The organism is Stenotrophomonas nitritireducens (genome assembly GCF_001431425.1).
Classification (GTDB): Bacteria; Pseudomonadota; Gammaproteobacteria; order Xanthomonadales; family Xanthomonadaceae; genus Stenotrophomonas; species Stenotrophomonas nitritireducens.
Map to the genome: position 1 here is coordinate 129365 of NZ_LDJG01000002.1, position 21348 is coordinate 150712.

At 69.9% G+C, this 21348-nt stretch carries 21 protein-coding genes; 13 read left to right on the forward strand and 8 right to left on the reverse strand.

What is annotated here, in order from left to right; genetic code table 11:
• Genes ABB22_RS01400 through ABB22_RS01410 form a run of 3 tightly spaced genes read left to right on the forward strand, consistent with a single transcriptional unit; the run spans position 1 to position 5505 of the window.
• Positions 1-1248 (forward strand): TolC family protein, encoded by a 1248-nt coding sequence (locus tag ABB22_RS01400; protein ID WP_055767067.1) that lies wholly within the window; start codon positions 1-3, stop codon positions 1246-1248.
• Positions 1249-1252: 4 nt separating this feature from the next.
• The gene (locus tag ABB22_RS01405; RefSeq protein WP_055767064.1) at positions 1253-2419 is read left to right on the forward strand and encodes an efflux RND transporter periplasmic adaptor subunit; all 1167 of its coding nucleotides are present in this window, start codon (positions 1253-1255) and stop codon (positions 2417-2419) included.
• A complete protein-coding gene (locus tag ABB22_RS01410) occupies positions 2416-5505 on the forward strand; it encodes an efflux RND transporter permease subunit (protein ID WP_055767059.1) in 3090 nt (1029 codons plus the stop codon). Before ABB22_RS01405 ends, ABB22_RS01410 begins: the two co-directional genes overlap by 4 nt.
• A 46-nt stretch (positions 5506-5551) precedes the next feature.
• Here ABB22_RS01410 and ABB22_RS18875 read toward each other — a convergent pair whose 3' ends face one another.
• From ABB22_RS18875 to ABB22_RS01430, 5 genes are all read right to left on the reverse strand, one after another.
• Positions 5552-5683 carry a hypothetical protein gene (locus ABB22_RS18875; protein ID WP_268768290.1) on the reverse strand — a complete coding sequence of 44 codons (132 nt, stop codon included), beginning with the start codon at positions 5681-5683 and terminating at the stop codon, positions 5552-5554.
• A gap of 176 nt (positions 5684-5859) precedes the next feature.
• Positions 5860-6762 carry an NAD-dependent epimerase/dehydratase family protein gene (locus ABB22_RS01415; RefSeq protein ID WP_055767057.1) on the reverse strand — a complete coding sequence of 301 codons (903 nt, stop codon included), beginning with the start codon at positions 6760-6762 and terminating at the stop codon, positions 5860-5862.
• Positions 6759-7697: a 2-dehydropantoate 2-reductase gene (gene panE, locus ABB22_RS01420; protein ID WP_055767054.1), complete on the reverse strand. Its 939-nt coding sequence runs from the start codon at positions 7695-7697 to the stop codon at positions 6759-6761. Before panE ends, ABB22_RS01415 begins: the two co-directional genes overlap by 4 nt.
• A 55-nt stretch (positions 7698-7752) precedes the next feature.
• A complete protein-coding gene (locus ABB22_RS01425) occupies positions 7753-8562 on the reverse strand; it encodes an ABC transporter permease (RefSeq protein WP_055767051.1) in 810 nt (269 codons plus the stop codon).
• The gene (locus tag ABB22_RS01430) at positions 8559-9548 is read right to left on the reverse strand and encodes an ABC transporter ATP-binding protein (RefSeq protein WP_425477763.1); all 990 of its coding nucleotides are present in this window, start codon (positions 9546-9548) and stop codon (positions 8559-8561) included. The genes ABB22_RS01425 and ABB22_RS01430 overlap by 4 nt, the downstream gene beginning before the upstream one ends.
• A gap of 99 nt (positions 9549-9647) precedes the next feature.
• Between ABB22_RS01430 and ABB22_RS01435 the strand changes: the two genes are divergently transcribed.
• From ABB22_RS01435 to ABB22_RS01470, 8 genes are all read left to right on the forward strand, one after another.
• A complete protein-coding gene (locus ABB22_RS01435; protein WP_055767043.1) occupies positions 9648-10358 on the forward strand; it encodes an FAD-binding oxidoreductase in 711 nt (236 codons plus the stop codon).
• Positions 10359-10447: 89 nt separating this feature from the next.
• On the forward strand, positions 10448-11629 hold the full coding sequence (locus ABB22_RS01440; RefSeq protein WP_055767040.1) for a GGDEF domain-containing protein: 1182 nt from the start codon (positions 10448-10450) through the stop codon (positions 11627-11629).
• Positions 11630-11708: 79 nt separating this feature from the next.
• On the forward strand, positions 11709-11942 hold the full coding sequence (locus tag ABB22_RS01445) for a hypothetical protein (protein WP_055767037.1): 234 nt from the start codon (positions 11709-11711) through the stop codon (positions 11940-11942).
• Positions 11939-12520 carry a hypothetical protein gene (locus ABB22_RS01450; RefSeq protein ID WP_055767034.1) on the forward strand — a complete coding sequence of 194 codons (582 nt, stop codon included), beginning with the start codon at positions 11939-11941 and terminating at the stop codon, positions 12518-12520. Before ABB22_RS01445 ends, ABB22_RS01450 begins: the two co-directional genes overlap by 4 nt.
• Positions 12517-12714 (forward strand): helix-turn-helix transcriptional regulator, encoded by a 198-nt coding sequence (locus tag ABB22_RS01455; protein ID WP_055767031.1) that lies wholly within the window; start codon positions 12517-12519, stop codon positions 12712-12714. The genes ABB22_RS01450 and ABB22_RS01455 overlap by 4 nt, the downstream gene beginning before the upstream one ends.
• A gap of 68 nt (positions 12715-12782) precedes the next feature.
• Positions 12783-14312: an alpha/beta fold hydrolase gene (locus tag ABB22_RS01460; protein ID WP_055767028.1), complete on the forward strand. Its 1530-nt coding sequence runs from the start codon at positions 12783-12785 to the stop codon at positions 14310-14312.
• Positions 14313-14343: 31 nt separating this feature from the next.
• Entirely contained in the window at positions 14344-15099 is a 756-nt protein-coding gene (locus ABB22_RS01465) for an ABC transporter ATP-binding protein (RefSeq protein WP_055767025.1), read from the forward strand.
• On the forward strand, positions 15096-16289 hold the full coding sequence (locus ABB22_RS01470; protein ID WP_055767022.1) for an ABC transporter permease: 1194 nt from the start codon (positions 15096-15098) through the stop codon (positions 16287-16289). The genes ABB22_RS01465 and ABB22_RS01470 overlap by 4 nt, the downstream gene beginning before the upstream one ends.
• A 94-nt stretch (positions 16290-16383) precedes the next feature.
• Here the strand turns inward: ABB22_RS01470 and ABB22_RS18565 are convergent, their stop codons facing one another.
• Entirely contained in the window at positions 16384-17559 is a 1176-nt protein-coding gene (locus ABB22_RS18565) for an isochorismatase family protein (protein ID WP_200911350.1), read from the reverse strand.
• Between the two features lie 104 nt (positions 17560-17663).
• Between ABB22_RS18565 and ABB22_RS01480 the strand changes: the two genes are divergently transcribed.
• Positions 17664-18557 carry a LysR family transcriptional regulator gene (locus ABB22_RS01480; protein ID WP_055767020.1) on the forward strand — a complete coding sequence of 298 codons (894 nt, stop codon included), beginning with the start codon at positions 17664-17666 and terminating at the stop codon, positions 18555-18557.
• Positions 18558-18688: 131 nt separating this feature from the next.
• Here the strand turns inward: ABB22_RS01480 and ABB22_RS01485 are convergent, their stop codons facing one another.
• A complete protein-coding gene (locus ABB22_RS01485; RefSeq protein ID WP_055767017.1) occupies positions 18689-19684 on the reverse strand; it encodes an energy transducer TonB in 996 nt (331 codons plus the stop codon).
• Positions 19685-19888: 204 nt separating this feature from the next.
• On the reverse strand, positions 19889-20470 hold the full coding sequence (locus ABB22_RS01490) for a TIGR00645 family protein (protein ID WP_055767014.1): 582 nt from the start codon (positions 20468-20470) through the stop codon (positions 19889-19891).
• Positions 20471-20579: 109 nt separating this feature from the next.
• On the opposite strand from ABB22_RS01490, the gene ABB22_RS01495 reads away from it, so the two are divergent.
• Positions 20580-21269, forward strand: a complete 690-nt coding sequence (locus ABB22_RS01495) for a glutathione binding-like protein (RefSeq protein ID WP_055767011.1) — start codon at positions 20580-20582, stop codon at positions 21267-21269.
• The last annotated feature ends 79 nt before the right edge of the window (positions 21270-21348 follow it).

A 21348-nucleotide genomic window follows, 5' to 3' on the forward strand; every position in this document is an offset into this window, starting at 1 on the left:
ATGAATGCCAAGCCCCTGCTGTTCCTGTCGCTGCTGACGCTGCCGTGCATCGCCGACGCCATGACCCTGGCGCAGGCCGAAGCCGCCCTGCGCGAGAAAAACCCCGACATCCTCGCCGCGCGCATCGAGCTGCGCGGCGCGCAGGGCGATCTGTTCGATGCCGCGCGCCGGCCGCCGGCGGAACTGAGCATGGGCAGCAGCAAGATCAGCCGCCAGCAGGGCATCGGCGCCGGTCCCTGGAAGGACAAGCGCGTGGACAGCACGCTTGGCCTGGGCTGGACCTGGGAGCGCGGCGGCAAGCGCCACCTGCGCGTGGATGGCGCGCAGGCGCGTGGCGAGGCGGCGCGGCTGGACCTGCTCGACCAGCAGCGCGAGCAGGTGTTCGCCCTGCATGAAGCGTACTTCGGCCTGAAGGCCGCGCAGCAGTCGCTGCAGATGGCCGACGACAACCGCGCAGGCTCGGCGCGCGCGCTGGCCGCGGCCGAGCGCCAGCTTGCCACCGGTGCGATCGCGCCGATCGAGCGCAACCGCCTGGCGGTGGAGGACATGAAGGCCGAGGCCGAAGCGCGGCAGGCGCGGCAGGAACTGCTCGACGCGCAGACCGGGTTGGCATTGCTGATCGGCAGCACGCAGCCGCCGGAGCAGCTGCAGGCCGACGACCCGTGGCCGCAGTCCGGCGTGGCGGCGGAACTGCCGCAGGACTTCGACCCGGCCCTGCGCGCCGATCTGCAGGCCGCCGCCGCGCGCGTGCACGCGGCCGACGCCGAGCGCAGGTTGGCGCGCAGCCAGCGTCACCGCGACGTGCAGCTGGGCGTGGAAATGGAGCGCGAGCCGACCGACATCGGCGGCGTCACCTGGGGCTTCTCGGTCAGCGTGCCGCTGGCCGGTCCGGACCACTACCGCGGCCAGATCCTGCGCGCCGAGGCCGACTACGACGCGGCCGTGCTCGAGCAGCAGCGCAGCGGCCAGCTGGCGCGCGCGCAACTGCGCCAGGCCGGCGGCCAGCTGGAGGCGGCCGGCACCCGCCTTCGGCACTACGAACAGCGTATCGCCCCGGCCGCGCGCCAGGCGCTCGATGGCATGGAGCTGGCGTACCGGCGCGGCGCCGCCAGCCTGACCGATCTGCTCGATGCGCGCCGCACCTGGCGCGAAGCCGAACAGGAGCGCGTGCAGGCGCTGCTGGAACACGCCGTGGCCCTGGCGCGCTGGCAGGCGCTGGTCGCGCTCCCCTCTCCGCAAGGAACCTGATCCGATGAGTCGCAAGGTCTTTTCCCTCCCGGCGCGCTGCGGCCGCCTCGGTCCGCTGCTGCTGGCGCTCGCGCTCGGCGCCTGCGGCCATGAAGAAGAAGGTGCCGCGCCCGGCGCGCCGCAGGTGGAGAAGGACAGCATCCGCTTCGCCGCCGACAGCCCGCAGCTGCAGGTGCTGCGCAGCGCCGCCGCCGAAGCGGTGACGGCCAGCCAGGTGCAGGTGCCGGCGCGACTGGCATGGGACGACACCCGCACCAGCTACCTGCGCGCGCCGATGGCGGGGCAGGTCGCGCAGCTGGTGGCGGCGCCGGGCCAGGCGGTCCGCGCCGGGCAGACGCTGGCCTGGATCACCTCGCCCGAGTTCGGCCAGCTGCAGGCCGAGGGCGCGCGCGGGCAGGCCGAACTGCGCCAGGCGCAGCATGAGCTGACGCGGGTGCGTGAACTGCATGAGGCGGGCATCGCCTCGGGCCGCGAGCTCGACGAGGCCGAAGCGGCCTTCGCCGCCAGCCGCGCCGAGCACGCGCGCTCCAGCACGCTGGCGCGGGCGCTGGGCAACGGCGGGCGCATCGACCAGCGCCTGCCGCTGCGCTCGCCGGTCGACGGCGTGCTGGTCGAGCGCAACATCAGCCCCGGCATGAGCGTGTCGGCCGAGAGCGAACGGCCGCTGGCGGTGGTCAGCGACCCGGGACACCTGTGGCTGCTGCTGGACCTGCCCGAGCATCTGGCCGCGCAGGTCCATGCGGGTCTGCAGGTGGCCATCGACGACGGTGCCGGGCAGGCGCTGCACGTGCCGCTGCAGCACGTGGCCGACTACGTGGACAGCGAGACCCGCGTGGTCCATGCGCGCGCCGAGGTGGATAACGCTGCGCGCCGTTTCAAGGCCGGGCAGTACCTGCGCGCCACGTTGTCGTTGCCGCTGGCGCAGGGCGTGGCGGTGCCGGTGGCGGGCGTGCTGCTGATCGACAACCGCCAGGTGGTGTTCGTCGATGAAGGCAAGGGCCGCTACCGCCGCCAGCCGGTGGTCGGCGAGGACATCGGCGGCGGCCGCGCCTGGGTGCGCGAGGGCCTGCAGGCGGGACAGCGGGTGGTGGTCGATGGCGGGCTGCTGCTGCAGCAACTGCTCGACCAGCCGCAGGCGGCCCCGCACGGCAGCGCGCAGGCATCGCCATGATCGACCGCCTGGTTTCCTGGTGCCTGCGCCAGCCGGTGATGGTGATGCTGGCGCTGGTGCTGTTCATCGGCGCGGCGCTGGTGGCCTTCCGCGAACTGCCGGTGGAAGCGTTCCCGGACGTGTCCGACACCCAGGTCACGGTGGTCTCGCTGTATCCCGGCCGCGCCGCCGAGGAGGTCGAGCGCGAAGTCACCATGCCGCTGGAAGTGGCGCTGTCGGGCATCCCGCATTCGGTCAGGGTGTTCTCGCACACGCAGTTCGGGCTGTCGATGGTGATCCTCACCTTCGACGATGGCGCGGATGACTACTTCGCCCGCGCGCAGGTGCTCGAGCGGCTGCAGGACGTGGACCTGCCCGAAGGCGTGCATCCGGGCATCGAGCCGATGAGCTCGGCGGTGGGCGAGATCTACCGCTACGTGCTGCGCGGCGAACACATGAGCCCGACCGAGCTGCGCACGCTGCAGGAATGGGTGATGGCGCGGCAGCTGCGCACCGTACCCGGCGTGGCCGACGTGATCGGCTTCGGCGGCTGGCTGCGCGCCTTCCAGGTGCAGCCGGACCTGGACCGCCTGCGCGACCGTGGCGTGAGCCTGGAGGACTTCGCCAAGGCGCTGCAGGAAGGCAGCTCCAACGCCGGCGGCGGCTATGTGGAGAAAGGCCAGCAGCAATACCTGATCCGCGGCGTCGGCCTGCTCGGGTCGCCCGAGGACATCGGCCGCATCGTCGTGGCCGAGCGCGATGGCGCGCCGGTCCTGGTGCGCGACCTGGCCACCGTCGCCGATACCGGCCTGCCGCGGCAGGGCCTGGTCGGCCACGATGGCAACGACGACGCTGTGTTCGGCATGGTGCTGATGCGCAAGGGCGAGAACCCTTCCCGGGTGCTGGACGCGCTGCACGAACGCATCGCCCAGATCGAGAAGAACCAACTGCCCGCCGGCGTGAGCATCGAGCCGTTCTACGACCGCTCGTGGCTGGTATCGACCACGCTGCGCACCGTGTTCGGCAACCTGGTCGAAGGCGCGGTGCTGGTGTTCCTGGTGCTGTGGCTGTTCCTGTACAACCCGCGCGCGGCGCTGATCGTGGCGGCGATGATGCCGCTGGCGCTGCTGTCCACCTTCCTCGGCCTGCGGTTGTGGGGCGTGCCGGCCAACCTGCTGTCGCTGGGCGCGATGGACTTCGGCATCATCATCGACGGCGCGGTGATCGTCACCGAGCACATCGTGGCCAGGCTGGCGCTGCTGCCGCCCGGCAGCGACCGCCGCAGCAAGCTCGATACGGTGCTGTCGGCCACGCGCGAGGTCGGGCGGCCGACCTTCTTCTCGATGCTGATCATCATCGCCGCGCACATCCCTATCTTCACCCTGCAGCGCCACGAAGGGCGCATGTTCGCGCCGATGGCCTATTCGGTGACCTCGGCCCTGATCGGCGCGCTGATCCTGGCGCTGACCGTGGTGCCGCTGCTGTGCTACTGGTGGCTGGGGCGCGGCAAGCCGCCGCGCGCGGACAACCCGTTGATGCGGCGCCTGAGCGGTTGGTACCGGCCGGTGCTGGAGCGCGCGCTGGCGCAGCCGAAGACGGTGGCGCTGAGTGCGCTGGCGATCCTGGCGGTGACCCTGGCGCTGGGCACGCGGCTGGGCAGCGAGTTCCTGCCGGAACTGGACGAGGGCTCGATCTGGCTGACCGCCACGCTCGACCCCAGCACCAGCCTGAGCGAGGCGCAGGCCCAGTCGCGGCGCATCCGCGAACTGGTCGGGCAGATGCCGGAGGTATCCACCGTGGTCGCCAAACTGGGCCGCCCGGAAGACGGTTCCGACGCCAAGGGCGCCAACCAGATCGAGGCGCTGGTCGCGCTCAGGCCGGAGAAGGAGTGGCGCAGCGGATTGAACAAGGCGCAGCTGGTGGCGCGCATGCAGCGTACCCTGGAGCAGCGTATCCCCGGGCCGGAGTTCTCGATCTCGCAGCCGGTGCGCGACAACATCCTGGAGAGCATCTCCCAGATCAAGGGGCAGATCGTCATCAAGATCAGCGGCGACGACCTGGACCAGCTCAATGCCCAGGCCCAGCAGGTGCTGGCGCAGGTGCGCGACGTGGAGGGCGTGGAGAGCGCCTTCATCGACCGCGACGGCAGCCTGCCGCAGCTGCACATCGACATCGATCGCGAGCGCGCGGCGCGCTACGGGCTGAGCGTAAAGGCCATCGACGAGGTGATCGAAACCGCACTGGGCGGGCGCGAGGTCGGCGAGCTGTGGCAGGGCGAGCGGCGCTTCCCGGTGACCCTGCGCCTGGCCGACGGCGACCGCGAGCTGCAGCGGCTCAAGCAGGTGCCGGTGGACATCGGTCAGGGCCGCACCGTCACCCTGGGCGACGTGGCCGACTTCGGCATGGCCAGCGGCGCGATCAACATTTCCCGCGACAACGGCCAGCGGGTCAAGGCGATCAGCGTCTTCATCGCCGGCCGCGACATGGGCAGCGTGGTGGCCGACATGCGCCAGCGCGTGGACGCGTCGCTGCGGCTGCCGCCGGGCTACGGCGTCAGCTGGTCGGGCGAGTTCGAGAACCAGCAGCGCGCGATGCGGCGCCTGGCCTGGGTAGTGCCGCTGTCGGTGCTGATCATCTTCGTGCTGCTGTTCGATGCGTTCAAGGACGTCACCAGCGCCGGACTGATCCTGGCCAACGTGCCGTTCGCGATGATCGGCGGCATCCTGGCGCTGCTGCTGACCGGCATCCCGCTGTCGGTGTCGGCGGCGATCGGCTTCATCGCCCTGTTCGGGCAGGCGGTACTGAACGGGGTGGTGATGCTCAGCCGCTTCGGCCAGCTGCGCGAGCAGGGCCTGCCGCTGTACGAATCGGTGGTGCAGGGGTCGCTGCAGCGGCTGCGCACGGTGCTGATGACCGCATTGCTGGCGATGTTCGGCCTGCTGCCGATGGCGACGTCGCACGCCATCGGCGCCGAAACCCAGAAGCCGCTGGCGGTGGTGGTGATCGGCGGCCTGATCTCGGCGATGTTGTTGACCCTGGTGGTGCTGCCGGCGCTGTACTACTGGGTGCACCGGCGCCGCGAACGGCGCGAGGCGGCGCCTGCCTGACGGGGATGGGCCGGCTCCCCGCGGAGACGGCCCGCCCGGTGCGCGATCAGCGCTTGACCGGTTCCACCCGGCGGTTGCGGGCGCGGCCGTCCTCTTCGGCGTTGTCGGCCACCGGCTTGTCGTCGCGGTGGTGGAGGGCGCCGGCATCCTGCGCCGTTGCCGCGGCCGGCGGGTGCATCGCCGCTGTCGGGCGCCGCGCTGCATCCGGCCAGCAGCAGCGCCGCCATGCCGTATCCCCATGCCTTCCCGTGCCTGCGCACGCGTGTTTCTCCTTGAACGGGGAAGGGGCGAGCATCACGGGGACATGTTTCGCCACCGTGCTGCGTGCGTTACCTGCTCTGGGGAAGCATGTCGCTAGCGGGGGAGGGCAATGCCGTCGCCCGCGGCCCAGGCGTCGGCCAGTCCTTCGCGGTAGGTGCGGAAGCGCGGCTGCCATTGCAGCGCCTCGCGCGTGCCGCGGCTGTCGATGCGCTTGTTGCTCGCGTGGAAGCGGCGCAGCGCCGGATCGAGTGCCGGATCGTCCCAGGCCTGCGCCGGCGGCATCGTGAAACCGCCCAGCCGCGCGGCGCAGGCCAGCACGTCCTGTGGCGGCGCCGGTTCGTCGTCGGCAGGCAGATACAGGGCATCGCGCGACGGCCGCCGCATCGCGGCGATCAGCGCCTCGGCGAGGTCTTCGACATGCAGCCGGTTGAAGACCAGGCCGGGCCGCACGATGTGGCGCGCGTTGCCCCGGGCCAGCCGCACCAGCGCATTGCGGCCGCGCCCGTACAGGCCGGGCAGGCGGAACACGGCCGAGTCGATGCCGCGTCCGTGGGCGAGCGCGCGCCACTGCGCTTCGGCGAGCAGGCGTTGCGTGGCGGTGGTGCCGGTGGCGTCGGCGCGGGAATGCTCGTCGATCCAGCCACCGTCGCGGTCGCCGTACACGGCGGTCGAGGACAGGTAGCCGACCCAGCGCAATGCGGAGCTGGCCTGCAGGGCGGGGGCGAGCAGGCGCAGCGCGGGATCGCCGTCGACATCGGGCGGCACGCTGCCCAGCACCGCGTCGGCGCGTGCGACGGCGGCAAGCAGCGCCGCATCGGGGGCGTGGCCGGCATGCAGGCGGTGACGCACGAGGCCGTCATCGGGCGCGACGGCGGGATCGCGCACGCTGCCCTCCACGGCGACGCCGAGGGACTCCAGGCGCAACGCCAGCGTGCGCCCGGCATGGCCGAGGCCGAGGATCAGCACCCGCCGCGGCAGGGTGCCGGTGGTGGTCATGCGGGCTGCTGCGCTTCGTAGGCCTGAAGGTGGCAGTACGCGCTCTGCAGCAGGGGCGCGGATTGCCCGGCGGCCAGGGCGCGGTCGAGCATGTCGCCGACGATGTGCGCCGCTTCCACGCGCTGCCCCGCCTCCAGGTCGCGCAGCATCGAGGCCTTGATCGGCGAGCCGGCCCGGGTCAGCGCGGCCAGGGCGATCTCCTGCGCTTTCGCCGGTATCGGCTGGCCGGCGTGCGCGGCCACGGCCAGGCATTCGTCGTACAGCGCGCGCATGAACGCGGTGCCGTGGTCGGTGGCGACGATGCCGCCGATATCGGCGCGCATCAGGCAGGTGCCGGCCGCCAGCGCGGTCAGGAAGGTGTACTTGATCCACTGCTCGCCGACGATGTCGGGCGAGGCGACATGATCGATGCCCGCCGCCGCGCAGGCGGCCGCGAGCGCGGTGACCCGCGCGCTGCCGGTGCCGCCCTCGCGCTCGCCGAAGGTGAGGCGAGCGGGCTTGTCCAGATGCACGACGGCGCCGTCGCCGGCCTTGGTCGCGCTGATGAAGCACAACCCGCCGAGCACCGCGTCGCGGCCGAAGCGCGCATCCAGCGCGGCATAGTGGCGCAGGCCGTTGAGGATCGGCAGCACCGTGGTGCCGGCGCCGACCGCCGGCGCGATCGCCTCGATCGAGCTGTCCAGGTCGTAGGCCTTGCAGCTGAGGACCACCAGGTCGAACGGCCGTTCCTGCGCCAGCGCCGGCAGGGCATCGGCGGTGACGTGCGCGACCGGGAACGCGGCGTCGCCTAGCGGGCTGCGGATCACCAGCCCGTCGCGCTGCAGCTGCGCGGCGCGCGCCGGACGCACCAGGAAGGTGACGTCGCTGCCGGCCTGGGCCAGCCGGCCGCCGAAATAACCGCCGGTACCGCCGGCTCCGAGGATCAGGATGCGCATGTCGCAGGCTCCGGCATTGCTCAAGGAAAGGATTTGGGCAGGGCGCGCAACGCGGTCAGCTGCGCAGCCCCACGCCGCGCCGCAGCAGCCACAGCGACAGCGCGGTGAGCGCGGCGACGAAGCCCAGCATCAGCGCGTAGGACACCCACGGCGTCACGTCGCTGGTGCCCAGCAGGCCGTAGCGGAACGCGTTGACCATGTAGAAGATCGGGTTGGCCTTGGTCAGCGCCTGCGCCCACGCCGGCAGCAGGGTGACCGAATAGAACACGCCGCCCAGGTAGGTCAGCGGGGTCAGGATGAAGGTCGGCACGATGGCGACGTCGTCGAACTTCTTGGCGTACACCGCGTTGATGAAGCCGGCCAGCGAGAAGATCGTCGAGCCCAGCAGCACCGTGGTCAGGGTGACCAGCGGATGCGGGATGTGCACGCGGGTGAAGAACATCGCGATCAGCAGCACGATGGCGCCGACCATCAGCCCGCGCAGCACCGCGCCGGCGACGTAGCCGCCGAGGATCACCCAGTTCGGCATCGGGCTGACCAGCAGCTCCTCGATATGGCGGCCGAACTTGGCGCCGAAGAACGAGGAGCTGATGTTGCCGTAGCTGTTCTGGATGACGCTCATCATCACCAGGCCCGGCACGATGAACTGCATGTAGCTGTAGCCGCCCATGTCGCCGATCTTCGAGCCGATCAGGCCGCCGAAGATCAGGAAGTACAGGGTCATGGTGATGGCCGGCGGCACCAGGGTCTGGCCCCAGATGCGCAGGATGCGGTTGATCTCGCGGCGGACGATGGTGCCCAGCGCCACCCAGTTGCGGGCGCGGTCGGTCATGGGGGCGTTGGCCACGGGCGCGGGGGTGCTCATGCGGCGGTGTTCTCCAGGTTGCCGGTGAGGCGCACGAACAGCTCCTCCAGGCGGTTGCTCTTGGTGCGCATCGAGCGCACGCGGATGCCGGCGGCGCCCAGCGTGTCGAACACGCGGTTCAGGTCCATCGCCCGCGGCATGTCCAGGTCCAGGGTGTGCGCGTCGACCGCGGCCAGCTGCGCGCCCTCGATGTGCGGCAGCTGCGCGGGCAGCTCGCCGTCGATGTCGAGCACGAAGCCCTCCACGTCGAGCTTGGCCAGCAGGCCGCGCATCGGCCCCTGCTCGACGATGCGGCCATGGTTGATGATGGCCAGGTTGCGGCACAGCTGCTCGGCTTCTTCCAGGTAATGCGTGGTGAGGATGATCGTGGTGCCGGCGGCGTTGATCTCCTGCAGCGTCTTCCACATGTCGCGGCGGATCTCGATGTCCACGCCGGCGGTGGGCTCGTCCAGGATCAGCAGGCGCGGGCGGGTCATCATCGCGCGGGCGATCATCAGCCGCCGCTTCATGCCGCCGGACAGCGTGCGGCTCATCATCTGCGCCTTGTTCCACAGGTGCGCGCGCTTGAGCTCCTCTTCGGCGCGGACCTCGGCCTCGGCGCGCGGGATGCCGTAGAAGCCGGCGTAGTTGACCAGAATGTCGAAGGGCTTCTCGAACAGGTTGAAGTTGATTTCCTGCGGCACCAGCCCGATCAGGCGCATGGTCGCGCTGCGCTCGGCCACCAGGTCGGTGCCGAACACCTGCACCTGGCCTTCGCTCAGGTTCACCAGCGAGGACACGATGCCGATCAGGGTGGACTTGCCGGCGCCGTTGGGGCCGAGCAGGGCGAAGAAATCGCCGGGGGCGACTTCCAGCGAGACGCCCTTGAGCGCCTGCACGCCGTTGTCGTAGGTCTTGCGGAGGTCATGCACGCGCAGCGCGGGCGCGACGGGAGAGGTTCGGGAGTCCAAGCTCGGGGCCTTCGCGCCGGGGAGACGGCGCCGGATGAGTGCGAGCCGGTATTATAGGTGCCCCCGCGGCCCCGGCCCGGTTACACACTGTTGCTCGTGCCTGCACAATTCCCCCTCAGACTGGCCGGTCGCCGCATGCTGGCGCCCACCGTCGGCCACTACCAGTTCATCCGCGACGACGGCCAGCCGCTGGATTTCCAGCCAGGGCAGTTCATCCAGGTGCATTTCGAGTACGCCGACGGCACCGCCACCAAGCGCAGCTATTCGCTGGCGACCATCCACGACCACGTGCTCGGCCCGGGCGACGCAGTGGAGATCGCGGTCAGCTTCGTGCCCGGCGGCGCCGCCACCGCGCTGTTCGAGGGGCTGGAGATCGGCCAGCACGTCACCGGCAGCGGCCCGTTCGGGCGCTTCTGCCTGCAGCCGGGCGACCGCAATGGCCGTTACCTGCTGATCGCCACCGGCACCGGCGTCACCCCGTACCGTTCGATGCTGCCGCTGCTGGCCAGGGCCATGCAGGAGCGTGGCGTCGAGGTGGTGCTGCTGCAGGGCGCACGTACCCCGGCCGAGCTGCTGTACGCCGACGACTTCCGCGCCTTCGCCGCGGCCAACCCCGGTTTCCGCTACATGCCCTGCCTGTCGCGCGAACTGCCGGCCGACCCGCACCCGGACGTGCGCAGCGGCTACGTGCAGCAGCAACTGGCCGAGCTGGTCCCGGACCCGGCGCGCGACATCGCCTACCTGTGCGGCAATCCGGTCATGGTCGACGCCTGCTTCGAGGCGCTGAAGGCCGCCGGCCTGCCGGTGCCGCAGGTGCGCCGCGAGAAGTACGTCAGCAGCAAGTAGGCGGGGCTGCGCGGCCGCCCCCGCATGCGGCATGATTCCGCCAGGTGCCCCGTGCGTGGCGGCACCGCTGGACGCAAGGACTCCCGGGCTTGGCTTCGCTGGACTTCCCCACCATCGCCATCATCGGCCTGCTGCTCAATATCGGCGTGGCGGTCGGCTTTTCGCTGATCCTGCTGGTGATGCGCGGCCAGCCGGTGCCGCGGCTGTGGGCGGCGAGCCTGTGGGCCGGCGCGGTGAGCACGGTGATGGTCAGCCTGCCGGTGCCGCTGCCGGAACCGGCGGCCATCCTGGTGCGCAACGCGTTCGCCGTACTGGGCAGCATGCTGATGCTGTTCGGCGTGGCCCTGCACGTCGGCCGGCGCGCGCCGGTACGCCCGGCACTCGCACTGGCCGGCGGCTACCTGCTGGCCATCGTCTGGTTCAGCACGGCCAGGCCCGACCTGGGCATCCGCCTGGCGCTGTACAGCGTGCTGATCATCATCTGGAAGACCTGGGAGGCCTGGCTGCTGCTGCGCCATGCCCCGGCCGACGTGCGCCGCAGCTGCCGGCTGGCGGCCGTGGTGTTCCTGCTGGACGCGGCGCTGTTCCTGGCGCGGGCGCTGATCCCGGTGGCGCCGGGGGCCGGCGGCGACATCCTGCGCGCCGGCCTGCCGATGAGCGTCACCTACATCGGCGGCATGTTCGTGATGCTGGGCCACACCTTCGCCCTGGTGCTGCTGATCGTCGAGCGGCAGATGGTGGACCTGCGCCGGCTGGCGCGCCGCGACGGCCTGACCGGCCTGCTCAACCGCACCGCCCTGATGGGCGACGGCGAACAGCAGCTGGAGCAGAGCCTGCGCCTGCGGCAGCCGTTCGCTGCGATGCTGCTGGACCTGGATCACTTCAAGCGGATCAACGACACCCGTGGCCACCAGGCCGGCGACGAGGTGCTGCACCACACCGCGCGTGCCCTGCAGCGCAACCTGCGCGGCCGCGACTGGCTGCTCGGCCGCTACGGCGGCGAGGAATTCGTGCTGCTGGTGCCCGGCGCGGGCATGGAACAGGCGATGGCGCTGGCCGAGCGCCTGCGCGCGGCGCTGGAAGCCAGCCCGCTGGACCGGGACGGCGGGGCGATCGTCATCACCACCAGCATCGGGGTGGCCGTCGCCGATGCCACGCCTGGCCTGGAGCGCCTGCTGGCGCGGGCCGATGCGGCGCTGTACCGGGCCAAGGCCGCCGGCCGCAACCGCGTCGTCTGCGACCTGGGTGTGGAACCGGCGGCAGTGGCCTGAGGCCATCGCGCCGCAGGCCGGGGCCAGGACCCCGGCGCCCCCTGCATACCGCCGCCGGGACAGGTCCTGTAAAGCACGCTTGACAGCGGTCTTCGGCTCGTACATCCTCCTGTCAAGCTTCCTTGACAAGGACATGTGCGCAATGAACAGCAAAGTGTGCGCCGGCACCGGCGCCGGCTTCATCGGCATCGGTACGGCCTTTCTTGCCCTCGGGATTTCCGGACAGAGCGCCTTCACCGGCGTCGGCCTGATCTTCTTCGGCCTGGGCATCGGTGGTCTGGCGCGTGCCTCGAAGCGGAGTACGGGGGCGTGAAAGCCGCGTCCCGCTGCGTCCTGGTGGTGCTGGCGGGCGTGGCCGGGCTTGCCGCCGTGCAGATCAGGCAGGCATGGCCGTCGCCGCTGGGGAATACCGTCAGTGGCCTGCTCATCGCCGTCAGCGGCGTATTGATCGCTCTGGCGGTGGCCGATGGCATCCGCCCGAGGGCCGAGGACTGCGCGCCGCTGGCGGTGCGCCAGCGCTACATGCGCCGGTTCTTCGCCGCGATGGGCGGTTATCTGCTCGCGGTGTTCGCTTCGGTATGGATGCTGCGCTACGTGGAGTCATTGCCGTTGCGCGTGCTGCTGGCGCTGTTGCCGGTGCCGCCGGTGGCGCTGGTGATCGGTGCGATGGTGCGCTACGTCCGTGAAGTGGACGAAATGCAGCAGCGCATCGAACTGCAGGCGGTCAGCATCGCCACCGCGCTGGTGTCGCTGTTGTACCTGACCGGTGGTTTCCTGCAATCGGCCAAGGTGGTCGACCTGCGTGCCAGCACGGTGATGCTGATGGTGTTCCCGCTGGTGTGCGCGGTGTACGGGCTGGCAAAGTTCGTGGTCGCGCGGCGTTATCGATGAACAACCGCCTGCGCGAACTGCGCGAAACCAATGGCTGGTCGCAAGGAGAGCTGGCCGAACGGCTTGAGGTCTCCCGGCAGACCGTCAACGCGCTGGAGACCGGCAAGTACGATCCCAGCCTGCCGTTGGCGTTCCGCATCGCCCGCCTGTTCGATGCCAGGATCGAGGACATCTTCTTTCCTGATGTCACATAACGCTGCCAGCCGCGTCATGGGCTGACAGATCCAGATATCCGTTCCATCAACCACAAGGGGCCGTTCCGATGATGTCCCGCAAGACCCGTACCCTCCTGGCGGTAGCCGCGCTCATCGCCGTGCTCGGCTACCGCGCGTTCAAGCCCGCACCCGACGAGGCCAAGGCCGACAAGGCATCGCCTCCCGTCGCCGACGCGCCGGCCAGGCCGTTGATGCTGGGCCGGCTGGCGTTCCAGCCCTGCAGCCTGGATTCGCCGGCCAGCCGCGACAGCCTGGAAGCGCAGTGCGCGACCTTCGAGGTTCCCGAGGACCGCGCCAATCCGCAGGGCCGCAGGATCGCGCTGAACATCGCGCTGCTGGTACCGGACAAGCCGGAAGACGTGCAGCCCGATCCGGTGTTCTTCCTCGCCGGCGGCCCCGGCCAGTCCGCGGTGGACAGCTACCCGATGGTCGATGCCGCATTCGCCGACGTGCGCAAGCACCGCAACGTGATCCTGGTCGACCAGCGCGGTACCGGCCGATCCAACCTGCTGTCCTGCGAGGCGCCGGAGGAAGACGACGCCAGCGTCGAGGCGATGCAGGCCAGCGCCGCCGCCTGCGCGGCGACCCTGTCGAAGAAGGCCGACCTGCGCCACTACACCACCACCGATGCGGTGGCCGATCTGGAAGCCGTGCGCGAGGCCATCGGCGCGGCGCAGGTCAACCTGGTCGGCGTCAGCTACGGCACCCGCGTGGCGCAGCAGTACGCCATGCGCCACCCGTCCAGCACGCGCAGCATCGTGCTCGATTCGGTGGTGCCCAACACCCTGCGGCTGGGCAGCATCTTCGCCCGCAACCTGGACGACGCGCTGGCGCTGCAGTTCGCCCAATGCACCGGCAACGCCGCCTGCAAGGCGGCGCTGGGCGACCCGCGCGCCGAACTGGACGCGCTGCTGGCCACGCTGCGCGCCAACCCGGTGACGGTGCGCTACCGCGACGCCAGCACCGGCGAGGAACGCGAGGACGTGCTGCGCGCCGAAACCGTCGCCGGCCTGGTGCGCATGTACGCCTACATGCCGCAGGCCGCGGCGCTGCTGCCCAAGCTGATCCACGAGGCGCGCAACGGCCGCTACGGCGACCTGATGGCGCTGGCGCGGATGATGCAGGGCGACATGAAGGACGCCATGGCCATGGGCATGCAGCTGTCGGTGATCTGCAGCGAAGACGAGGAAGGCATGGTCGCGCGCAGCGGGGACGAAGGCACCGTGCTCGGCAACCGCATGGCCGAGGGGCTGGCGGCGATGTGCAGGGCATGGCCGAAGGGCCAGGTGCCGGCCGACTTCCACACGGCGTTGTCCGGCGCGGTGCCGGCGCTGGTGCTGGAAGGCGAGTTCGACCCGGTCACGCCGCCGCGCTATGGCGAGGACGTGGTCAAGGGCCTGTCCAAGGGCCGCCTGTTCGTGCTGCGCGGCCAGGGCCACGCGGTGATCGGCGCCGGCTGCATGCCCAAGCTGTTCGCCCAGTTCGTCGACAAGGCCGATGCCGCCGCGCTCGACGGCGCCTGCCTGGAAAAACTGAACTACGTGCCGTTCACCAGCTTCAATGGCTGGGAACCGTGACCGTCCACGCATCACTCAAGGATCCGCTTCCATGATCGTTGCAGAACGACTCCGCAAGACCTTCCCCGGCAAGGGCAAGGACAAGACGCCGGTGATCGCCGTGGACGAGGTGGGCTTCACCGCCCACGACGGCCAGATCACCGGCCTGCTCGGCCCCAACGGCGCCGGCAAGACCACCACGCTGCGCATGCTCTACACGCTGATGACGCCGGAGACCGGCAAGGTCGTGGTGGACGGCGTGGACGCCGCGGTCGACCCGAACACGGTGCGCCGCAGCCTGGGCGTGCTGCCCGATGCGCGCGGCGTGTACAAGCGCCTGACCGCGCGCGAGAATATCGAGTACTTCGGCCAGCTGCACGGCATGGACGCGGCGACCATCGCCGCGCGCATCGGCCGCCTGGCCGCGGCGCTGCAGATGGAGGATTTCCTCGACCGCCCGACCGAAGGCTTCAGCCAGGGCCAGCGCACCAAGACCGCCATTGCCCGCGCGCTGGTGCACGACCCGAAGAACGTGATCCTCGACGAACCGACCAACGGCCTGGACGTGATGACCACGCGCGGCCTGCGCGGCTTCCTCAAGGAACTGCGCGCCGAAGGCCGCTGCGTGATCTTCTCCAGCCACATCATGCAGGAGGTGGCGGCACTGTGTGACCGCATCGTCATCGTCGCGCACGGCCGCGTGGTGGCGCAGGGCACGCCCGACGAACTGCGCGATCACGCCGGCGAAACCAACCTGGAAGACGCGTTCGTCAAGCTGATCGGCAGCGAGGAGGGCCTGCACGCATGAACAAGACCGGATTCATTGGCAGCATGTTCACGGTGATGCGCAAGGAGCTGCGCGACTTCGCCCGCGACCGCCGCACCTTCTTCCTGACCCTGTTCATCGCGCCGCTGCTGTACCCGCTGCTGTTCCTGGGCATCGACAAGCTCAGCAACCTGCGCGTGGAGAACCAGCTGGAGAAGGACATGACCCTGCCGGTGGTGGGCATGGAGCGCGCGCCCAACCTGGTGGCGTTCCTGGCCAGCCACGGCATCACCGCCAGCGAGGCGCCGGACGATTACGAGGCCCGCATCCGCGCCCAGCGCGAGGACGTGGCGCTGGTGATCGCCCCCGACTTCGCCGACGACTGGCACGCCGGCAAGCCGGCCAAGGTCGAGGTCGTGGCCGACACCACGCGCCGCACCAGCGATGTGCAGGTGGCGCGCGTGCGCAAGGTGCTGATGGCCTACGGCCAGTCGGTGGGCGCGTTGCGGCTGCTGGCGCGCGGCGTCAATCCGATGGTGGCCGCGCCGGTGAGCGTGGGCACGCGCGACCTGGCCACCGCCGAGGCCAAGCGCGGCATCTTCCTGTCCGTCATCCTGCCGATGCTGCTGATGATGTTCGCCTTCATCGGCGGCTCGCACCTGGTCATGGACACCACCGCCGGCGAGCGCGAGCGGCAGTCGCTGGAGCCGCTGCTGGCCACCCCGGCTTCGCGTGGCGCCCTGGTCAGCGGCAAGATGCTGGCCTCGGCGGCGGTCGGACTGACGGCGATCCTGCTGATCCTGCTGTCGTTCAAGTTCAGCGCCAGCATCGGCCGCGGCATGGCCGGCTCGCTGGATGTCAGCTTCATGGCGATGGGCAAGCTGCTGCTGGTGCTGCTGCCGCTGGTGCTGATCGGCACCGCGCTGCTGACCTGCCTGGCGGCGGGCGCCCGCAGCATGAAGGAGGCGCAGAGCCATATCGTCTGGCTGATGATGCTGGCGATGATGCCCGGCTACGCGCTGATGGCCTATCCGCTGAAGGACACCCAGCTGTGGCAGTACGCGGTGCCGTTCTTGTCGCAGAACCAGATGCTGGTGAAGGTGACCCGCGGCGAGATGCCGGGCGCCGAGCAGTGGGGCGTCTACCTGGCGGCGTCGCTGTTGCTTGCGGTGCTGTTGTGGGCGGTGGCGGTGTGGCGCTACCGGCAGGAGAAGCTGGCGATTTCGGGCTGACGGCCAGCGGTACAAGTTATGCAGACAGCCCGGTTCCGCCGGGCTGTCTTTTTTCCGATGCGTGGATTGCCGCAGGACGCGGCGTCCGCCCGCCTCAACGCATCGCCACTGCGTCCACTTCAACCAGCACTTCGGGCCCGAACAGCGACTGGACACCGATCAGCGCGCTGGCTGGCGCATGCCCTCGCAGCCAGCGGTCGCGGCTGTTGCGTATCGTCGCCAGCTCCGCCTCCCGGTAGTCGCGGACATAGAAGGTGAGCCTGACCAGGCGGTCGATGCCGCTGCCGGCCTGGCGAAGCGTGGCTTCCAGATTCTGGAACACCTGTTCGAGCTGCTCCTGCAGGGTGCCGGCGATGCTTCCATCGGAGGACAGCGGGACATGTCCGCTGAGCAGGATCAGGCCACTGTCCAGAACCATCGCCCCGGAAACACCGGGGATCTCCTGCCCCGGCGCGGTTACCGCGGTGAAGGCTGCCACCGGTCCGCCCGCTGCGGGCACCGCGGGGGACTGCGCCGGAGGCGGTTCCTGCTGCCGCAGGGCGCCGATGAAATCCTGGACCGGCATCGCCCAGCCGAAGTGGTGGACGACATGCTCCAGTACGTGCCGTTGCTGCTGCGCGGTGAAAGCGGCGGTGGCGTCGCTCAATACGATGGGTTCGTAGCCGAGGTCATGCGCCGCGCGCAGCGTGGATTCGATGCAGACATGGGTGGCGTATCCGGCCAGATAGAGCCGGGTGATGCCCTGGCCGCGCAGATAGCTGTCCAGATTGGACGCGGCGAACGCGCTGGCACCGGCGCGGCCGCTGACGACGAACTCACCGGCTCGCGGAGCGAACGCGGGATGGAACCGCCAGCCGCTGTCTTCGGTCTTCCAGGTATTGAAGCTGGGAATGGCGCCGCGCAGGCCAAAGCGCGCCTGGCCCAGTTCGCGGTAATCCGATGACATCTGCAGCGTGGCGTGGATCACCGGCATGTCCGCATCGCGCGCTGCCGCCAGCGCGCGTTGCGCAGCCTGCTGCGAATGCTGGAAGGCCTCCTGGTCTTTGATCAGGCCGCGCAACTTGCCATCATCGACCAGCCATTCATTGACGAACTCGATCATCAGCAGCGCCGGGCGCCCCTGGTGTGGTGCGGAAAGAAGGGGCACCTGCGGCGATGCGGCGGAGGATTGGCCGGCTTTCGGCGGCAGCGGCGTCGAATGGCCGTTGGCGCTGGCCGCGGCGGACAGCAGCAGGAATTTCGGAAACAGCGAACGTGTGAGATCGAACAAGACAGGCCCCTCGCCAAATGGTGTGGGGGCGACTATAGGAAGGAGCGATATGGGTGATAAGCCCGTGGAATTCGCAGTAACTGTGAACGCAGGGAACGCTTGAGATGGATCCTTTCAGCGACATCAGCACCTTCGTGCGTGCGGCGGAAACGGGCAACTTCACCCGTGCGGCGCGCGTGCTGCGGCTCACGCCATCTGCGGTAAGCAAGTCGGTTGCGCGATTGGAGGCGGAGCTGGGAGTGAAACTGTTCCACCGTTCACCACGCCAGATCACCCTCACCGGAGACGGCGAATTCTTCTACGCGGCCTGCCGGCAGAGCATGAGTGGCGTGGAGGCCGCGCGCAGTCTGCTTTCAGGCGATGCGCAGCCCTGGTGTGGAAAGCTGCGGCTGGCGGTACCGGTGAGCTTCGGCCAGTACGTGGTCGCGCCGGCACTCGGCGCATGGTTGGCGGCGCATCCCGGCCTGGAAGTGGAGCTGGTATTGACCGACCGGCACGTGGATATGACTGCCGAGCGCTTCGACCTGGCGGTGATGCTGGGCGAAGTGCCCGATTCGAGGTTGGTGGCACGCGCATTGCCGCCGCACCGGTTCGTGACGGTCGCAGCGCCGTCGTATCTGCGGCAGCAGGGTGTGCCGCGGCGGCCAGAAGACCTTTCCGGGCATCGCTGCCTGCGCTACGTCATGGCCGGGAGCGGCAGGTTCCGTGCATGGACCTACACGCGGCAGCGGCAACATTACCGCCATGTCCCGCTTGGACCGCTTGCCAGCGATCATGCCGCGGTGCTGCTGGCCTTGGCCGAAGCGGGGCAGGGCATCCTGCAGGCGCCGCGCTACGTGGTGAGCGCCGGGCTGGCGGCCGGGCGCCTGGTGCCGGTTCTGGACGACCATGCCTGCACCGGGGCGCCATTGGCGGTGGTATATGGCCACGCACGCCAGGCATCGGCGCGTACCCGGTTGATGGTGGAGTTCCTGTTGTCCCTGGGCGACCAGCTGTGAGCCCGGGCGTGATTGCCGGTTCCGGCCGTGTTCGCAGCGCCGGGCGGTGAAGCCCGGCGCTGCGGCCCCGGATCGGGCCCACAAAAAAAGGCCCGGAGCGATCCGGGCCTTCTTTCTGCGGTGGCGCAGGGTTACTGGTTCGGCTGGAAGGCCAGCGTACGGCGGGTGGTGGTCGGGCTGGAGATCGGCTCGAAGCGCCAGCGCTTGACCGCGTTCAACGCCTCGCGGTCGAACACGCGCGGCGGATTGGCGCGCAGCACGCGGGCGTCGGTGACCGAACCATCGGTGCCGATGGTGAGTTCCACCAGCACCTCGCCGGAGGTGCCCGAGCGCAGCGCATCGGCCGGGTAGCGCGGGGCGGGCGTGCTCACCGCGCGCAGGGTAGGTGCGGCCGCGGCGGGCTTCGGTGCGGCGGCGACCTGCTGCGCGGCGGCGCGGGCATCGGCCTCACGCTTGGTGGCGGCCTGGCGCTCGGCTTCCAGGCGTTCGCTTTCCTGGCGTGCGGCCTCCTGGCGCGTGGCCAGCTGCTGCGCGGCGGTGGCCTCGGCGGCCTGCTGCTGCGCCAGGCGCTGCTGCTCGACCAGCTGCTTGGCGCGGTTCTCGGCGTCCTTCTTGACCTTGTCGGTCTCCTCCTGCGTGCGCTTGACCGCCACTTCCATGCCGCGGGTGATGCCCTGCTTGAGCCGCGGCAGCGCCGGTGCCGTCGGGTCCACCTTCTCGATCAGCGCGATCAGGCGCTGGGCTTCGGGGAAGTCCTCGCGCGCCAGGCTCTGTTCGGCGGCGATCAGGGTATAGGGCTGCAGGTCGGTCAGCGCGCTCTTGACCGCCGCGTCGTCGGGCAGCTTGTCGCGCAGGGCCAGATAAAACTCCATGGCATTGTCGCCGGCCGGCGCATACATGCGGTTCTCGCGCAGGGCGGTGCTGGCCGAATCGCGCAGCTGATCGGTGCCCATCGACTGTACCTTGGCCGAAACCGCGGGCTCGGCCGGAGCGGCGGCGGGGCTGGCGGGCGTGCCGGAGGCGGAGGCCGGAGCGGAATCGTCCTTGCCCGAACAGGCCGCCAGGGCGACGGCCAGCAGGGCGGGCGCCAGCAGGCGCGCTTTGCCGTGGATCGTGACGTACGACATCAATCTTCCCCTTGAATCGACGAACGCGAATGGTTGCTCGCCCGGGCCGTCATGGATGCGCGGCGTTTCCCGACGCCGGCCGGACCCGGGGCGAAGGGTGAATCTAGCATTGCCGCGCGTGGTTGCACGAGGCGGCGGTGGCGGGATCCATGAAAGCCGATGGCCGTCACGGGGTGACGACCATCGACCGGATCGGTGCCGGGGTCAGTGCCCGTTCTGCCTGGGATGGCCGTTGGACATCAGTTTGTCGGTCCAGGCGATGCCGATCGCCGACAGGATGAACACGCAGTGGATGATGGTCTGCCACATCACGCCGGCGGAGGTGAACTTGGTGCAGGGCACGCCCACGGCCGCTTCCGATCCGCACAGCGGCAAGCCGAGCTGGCCGGCCTCGATGAAGGTCTTGAGCAGGTGGATCGAGGAGATGCCGATGATCGCCATCGCCAGCTTCACCTTCAGCACCGAGGCGTTGACGTGGCTGAGCCACTCCGGCTGGTCCGGGTGCCCCTGCAGGCCCAGGCGCGAGACGAAGGTCTCGTAGCCGCCGACGATGACCATCACCAGCAGGTTGGAGATCATCACCACGTCGATCAGGCCGAGCACGATCAGCATGATCTGCTGCTCGGTCCAGCTGGCCGCGTGGGTGATCAGGTGCCACAGCTCGTGGCCGAACAGATAGACGTAGACGCCCTGGGCGATGATCAGGCCCAGGTAGAGCGGCAGCTGCAGCCAGCGCGAGGCGAAGATCAGGGCCGGGAGGGGGCTCAGCGGTTTGTGTTCGGACATGGCAGGAATGCTGCGTTGCGGAAAGGCGGCAGGTTAACGGTCGTCCGGTAGGCTGCCAAGCGCTACCGTATCGATCCCCGGCGACGGTTCCCCCCACGGAGACGCATTCATGATCGACCTCCATTACTGGCCCACCCCCAACGGCCACAAGATCACCCTGTTCCTGGAAGAAGCCGGGCTGGAGTACCGCCTGGTGCCGGTCAACATCGGCAAGGGCGACCAGTTCCAGCCCGATTTCCTGGCCATCTCGCCGAACAACAAGATGCCGGCCATCGTCGACCACGCCCCGGCCGATGGCGGCGCGCCGCTGAGCGTGTTCGAGTCCGGCGCGATCCTGCTGTACCTGGCCGAGAAGACCGGCCGCTTCCTGCCTGCCGACCTGCGCGGCCGCGCCGCCGCGCTGGAATGGCTGTTCTGGCAGATGGGCGGGCTGGGGCCGATGAGCGGGCAGATGGGCCACTTCAACGTCTACGCGCCCGAGCGCATTCCCTACGCCATCGAACGCTACGACAGCGAGGTGCGGCGCCTGCACCGGGTGATGGACAAGCGCCTGTCGCAATCGCCGTACCTGGCCGGCGACGAATACGGCATCGCCGACATGGCCAGCTACCCGTGGATCGGCGCCTACAGCAAGCTGCCGGCCGACTTCGACGCCTTCCCGCACCTGCACCGCTGGCACCAGGCCATCGCCGCGCGCCCGGCCACGCAGCGCGCCTACGCGCTGGGCCCGACGGTCAACCCGGATGCAGGCAAGCCGTTGAGCGAGGACGAGCGCAGGCAGTTGTTCGGCAGGCGTTGAGTTGCTTGGCGCTCCCCATGCGCTCCTGTTTCATTCGAGCTGATACAAGTCGGATCGCATAGCAGGTTCGCATTCCCGG